This window comes from Ruegeria sp. AG6, assembly GCF_056541565.1.
Genome location: NZ_JBQFYQ010000007.1, coordinates 1 through 12523, shown reverse-complemented (window position 1 = coordinate 12523; position 12523 = coordinate 1). Strand labels below are relative to the sequence as shown.

Below are 12523 nucleotides of genomic sequence, written 5' to 3'. Positions count from 1 at the left end.
TTAAGCAGATTTTCCGACAGGTGCGTGATACATGCGGTCTCATAAATTAGCTGAAACACACCACTCACTTGGCACGTCCGGGTGATCCGGAATGAGTTCTCGTTCGCGGATACCCGGGCGCCCCCTCTCTTTTAGAATCTGCGGTTCAAACCGGTGGCAGAATCGTGCGCGACTATGCTAGGTGTAGGGGTATGGCGCAGGCAAACCCCAATATCGGCGAAAAACGCCCCGTAATTAGGCAGCTCGACGATGCCGCAATCAACCGCATCGCGGCTGGTGAGGTGGTGGAACGACCGGCCTCGGCGGTCAAGGAACTGGTCGAGAATGCAATCGATGCCGGGGCCACGCGGATCGCCATCGATATCGCGGATGGCGGCAAGACCCTGATCCGGGTCACGGATGATGGCTGCGGTATCGCGGCGGAAGATCTGCCGCTGGCCTTGTCCCGCCATGCCACGTCAAAGATTGACGGTTCGGACCTGCTGAACATCCACACTTTCGGCTTTCGGGGCGAGGCGCTGCCATCCTTGGGTGCTGTTGGGCGTCTGACCATCACCAGCCGTGTTCCCGGCGCGGATGCGGCGCAGGTGCACGTCGCGGGTGGCAAGATGGATGCGGTCAAACCCGCCGCCCTGCGCGCGGGGACTGTGGTCGAGCTGCGCGATCTGTTCTACGCCACACCGGCCCGCCTGAAATTTATGCGCACGGACCGGGCCGAGGGGCAGGCGATCACCGATATTGTGAAACGGCTGGCCATGGCCGAACCTTCCGTGACATTCGCTCTGCGGGATGTATCCGGCGGCGGAGAGGGTCGCGTGACCTTCCGCGCGGATCGCGAGAACGGAGATCTGTTTGATGCGCTCCACGCCCGACTGGCCCGCGTGATCGGGCGCGAATTCGCAGAAAACGCTTTGCAGATTGATGCCTCGCGTGATGGCATCCGGCTGTACGGCTATGCCGCCCTGCCGACCTACTCGCGTGGGGCTGCCGTAACACAGTATCTTTTCGTCAATGGACGCCCCGTGCGCGACAAGATGCTGACCGGCGCGCTGCGGGCGGCCTATTTCGATTTCCTGAGCCGCGACCGCCACCCGGCTGCGGCGTTGTTCATCGACTGCGACCCCACGCTGGTTGACGTGAACGTCCACCCCGCGAAATCCGAGGTTCGGTTCCGGGATCCCGGCGTCGCGCGGGGGCTGATCGTGTCCAGTCTGCGTCATGCTTTGGCGGAAGCCGGGCACAGGGCATCCTCGACCGTGGCGAATGCGACGCTGGGCGCGATGCGGCCAGAACCTGCACAGCCTGCTCCGGCGCGGGTTTACCAGATGGATCGTCCGTCGCCTGCCGCGCGCACGGCGGCGTATCGTGCGCAGGCTCCGGGTTTTGCCGAGCTGGCCAATGACTATAGCGGCAGCATTGTCGAGCCGACCCCGGTTGCGCAGGTCGCCGAGATGCAGGAGCAGCCTCAGGCGCAGGATCTGCCGCTTGGTGCTGCCCGCGGGCAGGTGCACGAGAATTACATCATAGCCCAGACCGCCGATGGCATGGTGATCGTAGATCAGCATGCTGCACATGAACGGCTGGTTTATGAAAAGCTGAAAACGCAGATGGCCGAGAATGGCGTCGCGGCGCAGGCCCTGCTGATTCCGGAAATCGTGGAATTGTCGGAAGGGGATTGCGCCCGCCTGATGGCCGTCGCAGATGACTTGACGCGCCTTGGCCTGACCATCGAGCCCTTCGGCGGAAGCGCCATTGCCGTACGCGAAACCCCCGCCATTCTGGGCGAAGTCGATGCGCGCGCCATAGTCCTCGACATCCTGGATGAACTCGCCGATCAGGGTGAAAGCCAGATGGTGCAGGCAAGGATCGAGGCGATCCTCAGCCGGGTGGCCTGCCATGGGTCGATCCGATCCGGCCGTCGAATGCGGGCCGAGGAAATGAATGCCCTGCTGCGCGAGATGGAGGCGACGCCGCATTCCGGCCAGTGCAACCATGGGCGACCAACCTATGTGGAACTTAAACTCAGCGATATCGAACGCCTGTTCGGACGCAGTTGATCTGGTTTCAAACACGGTTTAACAAGATAGAAACAAAACGAGAACAAACTGACCCCCATGATCCAGATTGCAGGCACTGAGATGGCGTTGAATGATCCCGTGATACTGACCGTGGGTGGCGTGGTGGCGTTGATTCTGCTGCTGCTGTTCCTGTCGTTGCGGGCGGCCAACCGCTCGGCCCGGCTGGCGGAACCTTTGGCGCGGCAGATGGCGCATCTGGGTCAGCATGTTCAACAACTGGGCCGGGGGCAAGAACAGTTGCGCGGCGGGCTTCAGCATGTCTCGGACACTCAGGCCAACGCGCAGATGCAGGTGATTCAGACGGTCGAGGCGCGTTTGGCTTCGGTCCAGCAACAGATGAATGACCGGCTGGCGGATAATGCGATGAAATCGGCGCGTGCGCTTGCCGAGATGCAGGAACGGATGAAAGAAACGTTGCATGGCTCGTCGAAACAGACGGCGACCTCGCTGACCCAATTGCAGGAACGTCTGGCCGCCATCGACAAGGCACAGGACAATATCACCAAACTGTCAGGCGATGTGCTGTCTTTGCAGGATATACTGTCAAACAAGCAAAGGCGCGGGATGTTCGGGGAAATCCAGCTGAACGATATCGTGTCCAAGGCGCTGCCCGCTGACAGTTATTCGTTGCAAGCCACTTTGTCGAACGGCAGGCGGGCGGATTGCCTGATTCACTTGCCGAACCCGCCGGGACCGATCGTGATCGACGCAAAGTTCCCGTTGGAGGATTTCGAGGCGTTGGCCGCTGCGCAGACGAAGGCGGATGTCGAGAGATGCCTGCGGGCCTTCGGCGCTGCGGTGAAAGTGCATATCAAGGCGATTTCCGAAAAATACATCCTGGACGGGGAAACCGCGGACGGCGCCTTGATGTTCGTACCTTCCGAGGCGATTTACGCCGAACTGCACGCGCGTCTGCCTGATGTCGTGCGTGAAGGGTTCGCCGCGCGGGTCTGGATCGTGTCCCCGACGACGTGCATGGCCACGCTGAATACCATGCGGGCGATCCTGAAAGACGCGCGTATGCGCGAACAGGCCGGCGCGATCCGCAAAGAGCTGGGGTTGCTGCACAAGGATGTGGATCGCCTGGGTGATCGCGTCTCGAACCTGGATCGTCATTTCGGGCAGGCGGCCAAGGATATCTCGGAAATCAAGATCAGCGCCGAAAAGGCTGGCCGCCGCGCGCAGCGTTTGGACAATTTCGACTTTGAAGAAATCGAGACCAAGGCCGAAAACGGCGTTGTGCCCCTTGCTCGTCACGAAGGTTGAAATCTACTGGATGGACAGGTCCAGATTGTACCCCACGGTTTTTCCGGTATCCCTGTCATTGCCCATCAGATAGACGCGGATCGTATAGTCTCCATCGTCGGGCAGGGTGATCCGAGCCGTATTGCCGTCAATCGACCCGTTATAAATCGCCACACCGTCGCTGCCCGGCGGCAGGATGTTGAAATAGATCACGCCGTTACCATTGGTGTCGCTGACCTGAAGATCGGCAAACATCTCCTGCCCGGCTTTGGCGCCCAGCGAATAGTCGAAGTACTCATCTCCTGAGATGGTTCCGCTGACCATGGTGCCAAAATTGCCGGGCTGAAACTGAACCTCGGCCGACATTTGGGCCGATACGACGGGCGCGACAGCAACGAGAAGGGCGCACACAGCAAGTCTTGCGAACATGATCATTCCTTTCAAACACGCCGCTCGCGGCCCTCGCGGGCAATTTCAGATGCGCAGGAAGGGTTGGAACAGGCGCGGCATCAGCTTGGTGAATTTCAACGGTGCATCCGTAACCGCCAGGCAAATGCAATCTTCCGAAATGTCCGCCACAGGCGTGTGTTCCAAATCCTCGTCCGCGATCTCGACGTCGCCACGGGCGAAGCGATCCACTTCGTCCGAGAATGCGCCCTGAAGCACCATCGTCAATTCTATACCGTTGTGGCTATGATCTGGTACAGCCGTTCCGGCTGGAATGAACAGCAACCGGGCCGAGGCCTCGCTTGTGGTTGGAAGAATGGCCTGTTTCACACCCATGCCGATCGGTTTCCATCGGATATCCGAAACCGTACCGCCGACATAATCCTGCAACGGGGCCGGCAATACCGAACAGTTCGGACGCGCCGGTTTGGCCGCTGGCGCACCTTTGGAGATCAACGCCATAGTCGCGGCCAGAGATGTATCACTCATGGCGATGGATACAGTCTGTTCCTCCAGAACATGCCCACCTACGGCATCGTAACTTTCCGCCCGCGCACGGCAATGGTCGCAGAGCGACAGATGCGTCGCGACCATCAGGTCGAATGCCTCGGGCAGACTGCCTGCTGCGTATGCCATCAGCAGGTCATCTGTCAGGTGATGTTTGATCGACTTACTCATCATACTCATCTCAGTTCATTGCATGGCGCAAGCGGTCCAGCGCCAGCCTGATTCGTGATTTGATCGTTCCCAGGGGCAACCCGGTCTGAGACGCAATTTCGCGGTGACTCAGATCACCGAAATACGCCTTTTCGATCAGCTCTCTCTGCGCGTCTGGCAACGCTGTCAAAGCGGTGCGAAGCTGCGCGGTTTCCTGTTGCAGCGCGATGACATCGTCCTGCTCAGGCTCGGCCTCGGGACCCCACCACAATTCTTCGGGTTCGGGGCGGCGTTGCTTTCGCAGAACGTCAATGCGCTTGTTCCGAGCAATCGTGAATACCCAAGTAGCCACAGTTGCCCGCGCCGGGTCGAACAGATGGGCTTTGTGCCACAAGGTCGCCATCACCTCCTGCGCACACTCCTCGGCCATCGTGGCGTCTGATCCTGACTTCATCAGGAACGCCTTGATCCGTGGCGCGAAGTGCTGGAACAGTTCGGCAAATGCCGCCTGGTCCTGCGCGTCGCGGATGCGCCTGACGTGATCCACCCATTCGGTTTTGGTCTCGCGCCCGCCGTTACTTCCGTTCACCCGTCTACCCTTGATGCGTTTCTTTTCGCGCCGAGGCTGAAGGGCGGCCGGTTCAGCCGCAGGTTCGTCCAAGGTCACGGTATCGATCTCGGTAAACATAACCTCATTACGGCGCGTTCCCCAAGCCGGATCACTTTATCGGGACATTATGATCCAAATTGTGCAAATTGCCGTATCAGAATTGCCAGCATCTGAGGGAAATCAGTGCAGTTCAAGGCGTTTACGGGAAGGCCAGAAAGCAGCGGATGACGCAGGAAATAGACCATATCGCGGGTCATACCTATCACGGGCGCAAGGGTGCGATTGAAAACGCATTCCGATACTCGGTCGATTACATCCTGTTGGACCCCGAAGCAGAGCTGGACACCCCTTTGCTGTTTTCGGTTGATCGCGCGAATGTCACGAACTGGCGCACCACCGACCATGGGGGAGAGCCGGGTCACGGGGAAGGGGCCCAGTGGCTCCGCGCGCGATTTGATGAAATGTCGGTGCAACAACCGGCGCGTTTCAAGTTGCTGACGCAACCGCGCGTTTTGGGGCACGTTTTTAATCCCGTCAGTTTTTGGTTCTGTTTTGACGACAGCGATCACCTTTATGCGGTGGTGGCCGAGGTCACCAATACCTATGGCACCCGTCACAGTTACCTGTGTCACAAACCCGATTTCTCGGTCATCGAACCGACTGACAGGGTGGTGGCGGACAAGCTGATGCATGTTTCACCGTTTCAGAAAATCGAAGGCAGCTATACGTTCCGCTTCGACTATCGCGCGGATCGCGTCGGTGTCTGGATTGATTACGGGCGCGCTGATGGTGGGCTGATCGCGACGCTGACCGGCCCGCGGCAACCCCTGACGAACCGCGTGATTCTGTGGTCCTTGCTGCGGCGGCCATTCGGCGCCCGGAGAACCTTTGCACTGATCGTCTGGCAGGCTTTCAGGCTGTGGTTGAAAAAAGCCACCTTTCGCCCGTTTCGTAGGCAACCGGTACCGGACCGGCCGATTTCGCGTGCGCGGAACGAGGGCCGTTGTTTGCGTAAGATCAAAGACTCGCCCCCCGTTCGGTGATTGTGATGGCACAACAACCGCGAACACGAGGAGCTGATGCATGTTGGAAATATCGGCAAGAAAGGTCGCTCAGATTGCCATGATGGGGCGCGAGCTGAACCGGGCAGAAGGTGAAATGCGCGCCTTCATCGAACGTATGAGCGAAGACGAGCAAGCCGAACTGGTTGCCATCATGTGGATCGGCCGCGAAAGCTTTTTCGCCGAGGATCTGGCCGAAGCGATTGCCACTGCCAAGGCCGAGGCCTCGACCCCCTGTGCCGACTACCTGATCGGCACTCCGCACATGTCAGACCACCTTGAGAACGGTCTGGACGCGCTGGGGATATCAGCCGAGGACGTTGAAAACGATCTGATGTGACCTGCCTGCAAAGGGGCGGTTTCTGCGACGGGTCGATATTCGCATTATTTTGATCCGCCACTGAAAAGACATGTCGCGGGCCTGGATCGAAGTTTGCAATTAACGCGCCGGTCCAGCCCGAACTTTCCCTCCAATACAGTCTTAACAAACCTTAATGAACCGGTTTGGCAACGTTAAGGCAGCCTTCCCAAATCTGATGTCATGAAGACAAAGACATTGAGTTCAGGAGGAGAAAGACATGGCACATACACAAACATTCGAAGGCCGGGGTGGCCTGCTTGACGGTCTGTTTTCAAACTATGCAGAAGCAAAGGTCGAGCATTTCCGCCGCCGGATTTTTTCGAAAACCGTGCGGGATCTGGAAAAGCTTGATGACGTACAACTGGCCGACATCGGCATCCAGCGGGATCAGATCAAAAGACGCGCATATGAAAGTGTGTATCACAACAAGCCATACCGGCAGTGATCAAGCATTCAGCGTGAACTGAGACAATCCCCAAAAGCATGTTAGCGAGGTTACCAGAATGTTCGACGTCGTACCGCCCACCAATCAACCGGCTCCGGCCGCCACTGCGCTTTTGCTGTTCGATCGTGCCATGCGAATCCGTTCGATCAGCCCTGATATTGTCCGCGCAGCCCAGCATCTGAATGCTTTGACCGATCATCAGTTGTCCGAGCTGGGCATCAACCGCAGTGATATCGAAGATACCATCCAGCGGTATATCTGAAGTCCGGGTGAGGGAAACCCGAACGAGGACAACATGCGTAAAGTGGAACAATGAAAGCCATTCCAGGCAGTCTGGAATGGCTTTTTTGCATTCAGGCCGTGTGATCGACGATTTGCAGATGTTGGGCCAGCTTTTCGATTTCACCCATCCATCCCTGCACCAGCTTTGGATCGCTGGGGGCCGCGTGAACACCGGCCGGGATGGCGCGGTTCAATACGGCCTCGACCGCAAGTGAGACCGGAATCGACACCAGACGCGCCATCGCCGTGCCACGCTCGTCGCCCCAGGCATCCATGACATAGGTCTTGTGCCAGACTTCGACGCCGTCTTTCTCGGCCTTCAATCCCACGCACAACACAACACGATCAGGCTCGCCTTCGTCATAGGCGTTTTCCTCCCAGAACTGGTCCGACATCTCTTTCAGACGCGCATCCCCTTCCGGGCCGGACAGGGTTTCGATCTCGGTGAACACATCCGACCACGCGTCGGCCCAGCCGTTCAGACGCAGCGTGCCGCGGACGAATTCCTTGACCGGCCAGTGATCCTCGAAATGGTATTGCGCCATGAAGGGTATCGAATCGCGGTTCGGGTAGACCTCGAAGCTCTCCGGTGTGGGCAGCGGCGCGATATAGCTGCTGATCGCATCCCAGGGGCGGGCAACGTCCAGCGGCGCGTAATCGCGGATCGATTTCGACGGCGACCGCAGCGCTTTCAACACGCCCAGCGGCGACCAGCTGAATTTATAGCGGAACGGGTTGGGGTTCTTGGGAATGCCGCCGCAATAGGAAATGAAGCTCAGGTGGTTTTTCGGGTCGAAGGCGTCGGAGGCGCGGTAGTCGTCCACCAGCGCATGCGCCATCAGGTGATCGATGCCCGGGTCCAGCCCGACCTCGTTGACCAGTGCGACGCCGGCGTCGCGCGCCTTGTCGTCCAGCGCGCGCATCTCGGGCGCGATATACGAGGACGAGACGAAATTGGCCTGTTTCGAAATTGCCAGGTCCGCAAGCGGTACATGCCAGTCGCCCGGCAGCATCGAGACGATCACATCGCCCTTCTCCAGTACGGCGCCAAGCGCGTCGATGTCGAAGGCGCGGATGTCGTCGGTCAGGTCTCCGACCTCGGCCCTGGCCTTGTCGACGGTCCGGTTCCACACGGTGACCTTGTGGCCGCCTTCGATCAGGCGACGCAGGCCGGGAATGGCCGAGAGGCCGGTGCCACACCAATGAATGGTCATCGTTCAGAGTCCTTCAATATGCGTTTTGTAAGTTGCTTCTGCCCGACCCCAGACACCGCTGTCCAGATCGGTCAGAGTCAGCAAGGACGGCAGCAGTTGCGCGGCATAGTCTTCCGAGCTTTCGACCGGCAGCATCGACGGCAGGTTGTCGATCGCCATCACGTCCATCACCGGGTCGGTGGCCACGCGCAGGGCGGGTTCTTGCCACGTGGTGGCGCGGTCATAGACGGGCACCGGGTTGTAATCGCTGTCCGGGTCGCAGGCCACGTCACCGATGGCGGTCAGCTTGCGCGGGGCGGTCAATGCCTCGCGCGGGACGAAGACAGGCGTTCCGGGGCGCGCGAAGATGCAGTTCAGGAACAGATCAAGGTCGAGGATTTCCGGGAAAGGCCCACCGCGCGCGGTTTCGGCCATGTCCCACTTGGTGACCGCGACGCCCATCGCCTCACACAGGTCTGCGGCGCCGGTGCCTACACGGCCCAAAGCTCCGATGACGATGGCGCGGGGCCGGGGCGCGCCTGTGGCGTCCAATTCTGCCAGAAGTTCGGCGTTCAGCGCGTCCTTGCCGGGATAGACGCCGACAGGGCCGCAGATCTCGCCCCGTTGCTGCGCCGCCCAGGTCTTGAGCGTCACCGCCGCGCCCGCGTAGCCTGCCCAATAGCCGAATGCGGCGACCCGGCGACCATCTTCATCCACAAGGTATTCCAGATCATATAGCGTGCCGCCGCCCGCCTTGAACCGTTCCAGCAGAGCCCGGCCCGAATGCTGGCCCTTGAAGGCATGGCCGAACATGATGTGGCGGTGGGGCAGGGGTGTACCGTCTTCGGGCAGTTCCTTGAGGCCGAAGATGATCGCGTCCAGCGGGGCCTCGGGCCAGGAATTCTCGGGCGCGATCTCGCAGCCTGCTTCCTTGTAGCCGTCCAGTGGAATGGCGCGGGCATGGCTTTCCTCGACCGTCACGCGGATGCCGGCCGCGATCAGCGCGGCGGCACCTTCCGGCGTCAGCCCAACCCGTTCTTCGTTCGGGCGCTGTTCTGCCCGGACCCAGAGATGTGTCATCTTATTTCCTTTTGTCAGAGCATTCCGGCAGCACGCACTGCCTGAACCGAAGGGCGTGCCTCCATCGCCTCACGGAAGGCGACGATTTTGGGAAAGGCCGAAACGTCCACACCATCGCCTTCCAGCCAGCTGCACACCACATACAGATAGGCATCGGCCAGCGAGAACGCCTCGCCCAGCACAAATGGACCACGCAGGCCGTTCGACGAGATATAATCGCAGGACGCGGTCATCGTCTGCGCGACCTTGTCTTTCATGTCTTTCCAGCTGGATTTCTTGTCGGCCCAGCGGTGCCCGCGCAGCTTGTGCGCGTGGTTCACATGCATGGTCGAGGCAAGGTAGAACATCACTTCGCGCATCCGGGCAGCCATCACCGGATCAGCCAGCACCAGCCCGGCCTCGGGGGCCTTGGCCGCAACGAATTCCAGCAGGGCTCCGGTTTCAGTCAGGATGCCGCCATCCACCACCAGCGCCGGAACGCGGCCTTTGGGGTTTATTTGCTTGTAAGCTGGTTTCGTCTGTTCGCCCCCGGCGAAGTCGAGTTTGATCGCTTCGTATTCCAGCCCGGCCTCTTCCAGTGCGATCGCGACAGCGACCGAGATGGTTCGGGGTGCATAGTAGAGCTGCATCAGGCGTCTCCGATCTGGTTACAGGTGGGTCTGCGCGAACTGCCGATCAGGGGCTTCCAGATGCGGAACGGCATTGAAAAGAACCGGGCTCAGCTGAGCGCCAATCGGATGCAGACGATGCATCGACGTGTTCATGATGGCAAGGGCCACCCGTGCCATTGACGGGATATCCAACCCCATCGCCTGCCGCACCACCATCGAAATCAACCCGCCCGAGGTCACGACGATGGCCGGTCCGCCCTCGGTCCCGATCTCGTGCAGCGCGTCGCGCACGCGCGTCTCGAATTCTTCGAAGGTTTCCGGCGGGTTCTTGATTTCGCCATTGGCCCAGGCCGCAAATGTTCTGGGCAGGTGTTCGACGAAACCTTCGCGGTCGGTGGGGATCGCGACGCCGTGTTGGTCCTCGAACAGTTGCGCCAGCGTGAAATACTCGATCTCGTTCAGTCGCGCGTCACGGATTGGATCGTGCAATCCCATGCTGTCCGCTGTCTCGGCGTGACGGGTCAGGGTGCCGCAATAGACCCGGGCATAGTGGCTGCGGGTGTCGCGCAGATGCGCCCCCAGCCAACGCGCCTGCTGATGCCCCAAGTCGCTGAGCCTGTCATAACTTGCCTCGTCCCGCGCCGTTGTGTTTGCCTGCCCGTGACGCACCAATGTGATATGTGACATGTCGGTCCCTCTTGCGCCGAAGTCTTAGGGCAGGTTCCCCTCTGGTGCCAGAGGGGTTTCACGCCTGTCGAAAAAAACCTCGCTCCTTTTCTGTTTCTGGCTATGGTTCGCCCCGAACAAACCTTCGGAGGGGTATATGACCGTCGATCACACGCGTTTTCTGACCGACCTGCATAAGTTGCGTACATTCGGTGCCGCGGGAGTGGGCAAGGGGGTTGTCCGCCCTGCCTATTCCGACGCGGATATCGCTGCGCGCCAGTGGCTTGCCGGACGTATGCGTGAAGCGGGCCTGACTCCGCAGTTTGACCCGGTGGGAAACCTGTTCGGATTGGCGTCCGGCCCTTCGCTGTTGATGGGATCACATTCCGACAGTCAGCCCGAAGGCGGCTGGCTGGACGGCGCCCTTGGCGTCATCGCCGCACTGGAAGTTGCACGTTCCGTCGACCGTCCCATTTCAGTTGTCAGCTTTCAGGACGAAGAGGGGCGGTTTGGCGTGACCACAGGTTCTGCTGTCTGGTCGGGCGGGTTGTCTCTGGAAAAAGCCGATGTGTTGACCGATGGGGCGGGCGTCAGCTTTGGCCAGGCCCGATCGTCTATGGCAGATCTGTGCCAGGGATTCGTGGACCCGTCCCGTTTCAATGGCTTCATAGAGATGCATATCGAACAGGGCCCCTCACTGGACGCGTCCGGAGACCAAATCGGAGTCGTCACCGATATCGTTGGCATCCGCGATATGTCGATCACATTCGAAGGTCAGCAGAACCACGCCGGCACCACCCCCATGCACCTGCGCCGCGACGCCTTTCAGGCCCTGTCCCTGTTCAACACCCGGCTCAATGAGAGGTTTCGCAATGTCGTCACGCCGCAGACGGTCTGGACCATCGGGCGGGTCAACCTGCATCCAAACGCTTCGTCCATCGTGCCGGGACGGGTTCGGTTCTCGATGCAATGGCGCGATGCTGATGCAGACCGTTTGGCCCGGATGGAGGAGATCATTCGGGCGACAGCACAAGAAACCGCTGAGCAAATGGGGATGAGCTTGGATTACGGCCCCATGCTGGGGCTGGATCCCGTTGCCATGGATCCGACCTTGCGCTGCGCTCTTGAACGCGGTGCAGAACAGGTCGCACCGGGTCGGTGGCGCAGGATGCCCTCGGGGGCCTTGCACGATGCCACCAATGTGTCTCGCCTGATGCCGGTCGCGATGCTGGTCACGCCCTCGATCGACGGTATCAGCCATGATTTTGCAGAAGATACGGCAGAGGTCGATTTGATTGCCGGGCTCGAAGTTCTGGTGCGTGCGGTGCGGTCCCTCTCTGTCTGAACGTCACTTTGCGCCGAGAAATCCCGAAGAAGGTATGTATCGACGGTGAAATCCTTCCCTCTGGTATCCGGTCGGACGCCAGGGAATTCACGCGATGGAAACAAGGATTGTTGCCTAACGGAAAAAAGTTTCCTATAGGAACATTCATGGTGCATGCGTCTGTATACCGCCTCTTCTACGGATCGGTGTTTCACTAAAAACCGGGTGGAATCATTGCATTCTATGCGGCTTGGGGCAGACTGACGGTTATGCATTTTGACCTTTGGATAATCGGATGGATAATCGGAAGTTGACCGGATCATGACCACACCGAAGCGCACGCCCTTGTATGACCTTCACGTCGAGCTTGGCGGCAAGATGGTTGATTTTGCGGGTTGGGAGATGCCTGTTCAGTATCCTTTGGGGATCATGGGAGAGCATAAGCAGTGCCGTGAGAAGGCGG

The 12523-nt window shown here is 59.7% G+C and carries 14 protein-coding genes and 1 pseudogene; 8 read left to right on the top strand and 7 right to left on the bottom strand.

Annotated features, from left to right (window positions below):
- Positions 1-191 precede the first annotated feature (191 nt).
- A complete protein-coding gene (gene mutL, locus ACR0I0_RS14355; protein ID WP_480491959.1) occupies positions 192-2057 on the top strand; it encodes a DNA mismatch repair endonuclease MutL in 1866 nt (621 codons plus the stop codon).
- Positions 2058-2114: 57 nt separating this feature from the next.
- Complete coding sequence (locus ACR0I0_RS14350; RefSeq protein ID WP_480491957.1) at positions 2115-3344, top strand: DNA recombination protein RmuC; 1230 nt, start codon at positions 2115-2117, stop codon at positions 3342-3344.
- A 3-nt stretch (positions 3345-3347) separates the two neighbouring features.
- Here the strand turns inward: ACR0I0_RS14350 and ACR0I0_RS14345 are convergent, their stop codons facing one another.
- From ACR0I0_RS14345 to ACR0I0_RS14335, 3 genes are read right to left on the bottom strand one after another with little or no spacing between them, the layout of a single operon-like run.
- Positions 3348-3752, bottom strand: a complete 405-nt coding sequence (locus tag ACR0I0_RS14345; protein ID WP_171637262.1) for a hypothetical protein — start codon at positions 3750-3752, stop codon at positions 3348-3350.
- A 45-nt stretch (positions 3753-3797) separates the two neighbouring features.
- Positions 3798-4448, bottom strand: coding sequence for a ChrR family anti-sigma-E factor (locus ACR0I0_RS14340; protein ID WP_171637471.1), 651 nt, complete (start codon positions 4446-4448; stop codon positions 3798-3800).
- 10 nt (positions 4449-4458) lie between these two features.
- Entirely contained in the window at positions 4459-5115 is a 657-nt protein-coding gene (locus ACR0I0_RS14335) for a sigma-70 family RNA polymerase sigma factor (protein WP_480491955.1), read from the bottom strand.
- 146 nt (positions 5116-5261) lie between these two features.
- Here ACR0I0_RS14335 and ACR0I0_RS14330 point away from each other — a divergent pair, with 146 nt between their 5' ends.
- From ACR0I0_RS14330 to ACR0I0_RS14315, 4 genes are all read left to right on the top strand, one after another.
- Positions 5262-6080 carry a DUF1365 domain-containing protein gene (locus tag ACR0I0_RS14330; protein WP_171637258.1) on the top strand — a complete coding sequence of 273 codons (819 nt, stop codon included), beginning with the start codon at positions 5262-5264 and terminating at the stop codon, positions 6078-6080.
- 40 nt (positions 6081-6120) lie between these two features.
- Positions 6121-6438 (top strand): DUF3775 domain-containing protein, encoded by a 318-nt coding sequence (locus ACR0I0_RS14325; RefSeq protein WP_117871872.1) that lies wholly within the window; start codon positions 6121-6123, stop codon positions 6436-6438.
- Between the two features lie 238 nt (positions 6439-6676).
- Positions 6677-6904, top strand: a complete 228-nt coding sequence (locus ACR0I0_RS14320; RefSeq protein WP_171637256.1) for a YjiS-like domain-containing protein — start codon at positions 6677-6679, stop codon at positions 6902-6904.
- A 58-nt stretch (positions 6905-6962) separates the two neighbouring features.
- Positions 6963-7166 (top strand): DUF1127 domain-containing protein, encoded by a 204-nt coding sequence (locus ACR0I0_RS14315; protein ID WP_171724662.1) that lies wholly within the window; start codon positions 6963-6965, stop codon positions 7164-7166.
- Between the two features lie 91 nt (positions 7167-7257).
- Here ACR0I0_RS14315 and ACR0I0_RS14310 read toward each other — a convergent pair whose 3' ends face one another.
- The 4 genes from ACR0I0_RS14310 to ACR0I0_RS14295 are packed head-to-tail and all read right to left on the bottom strand — an operon-like array spanning position 7258 to position 10757.
- Positions 7258-8400, bottom strand: coding sequence for a saccharopine dehydrogenase family protein (locus tag ACR0I0_RS14310; protein ID WP_480491953.1), 1143 nt, complete (start codon positions 8398-8400; stop codon positions 7258-7260).
- Positions 8401-8403: 3 nt separating this feature from the next.
- Positions 8404-9459 carry a saccharopine dehydrogenase gene (locus ACR0I0_RS14305; RefSeq protein WP_210093691.1) on the bottom strand — a complete coding sequence of 352 codons (1056 nt, stop codon included), beginning with the start codon at positions 9457-9459 and terminating at the stop codon, positions 8404-8406.
- A 14-nt stretch (positions 9460-9473) separates the two neighbouring features.
- Positions 9474-10088: a glutathione S-transferase family protein gene (locus ACR0I0_RS14300; protein ID WP_480486423.1), complete on the bottom strand. Its 615-nt coding sequence runs from the start codon at positions 10086-10088 to the stop codon at positions 9474-9476.
- Positions 10089-10106: 18 nt separating this feature from the next.
- Positions 10107-10757 (bottom strand): histidine phosphatase family protein, encoded by a 651-nt coding sequence (locus tag ACR0I0_RS14295; protein ID WP_171637248.1) that lies wholly within the window; start codon positions 10755-10757, stop codon positions 10107-10109.
- Between the two features lie 136 nt (positions 10758-10893).
- Between ACR0I0_RS14295 and ACR0I0_RS14290 the strand changes: the two genes are divergently transcribed.
- Together ACR0I0_RS14290 and gcvT are read left to right on the top strand one after the other, a co-directional pair.
- The gene (locus ACR0I0_RS14290; protein WP_480491950.1) at positions 10894-12081 is read left to right on the top strand and encodes a Zn-dependent hydrolase; all 1188 of its coding nucleotides are present in this window, start codon (positions 10894-10896) and stop codon (positions 12079-12081) included.
- Positions 12082-12378: 297 nt separating this feature from the next.
- A pseudogene (gcvT, locus tag ACR0I0_RS14285) lies at positions 12379-12523 on the top strand (glycine cleavage system aminomethyltransferase GcvT); the annotation flags it as partial.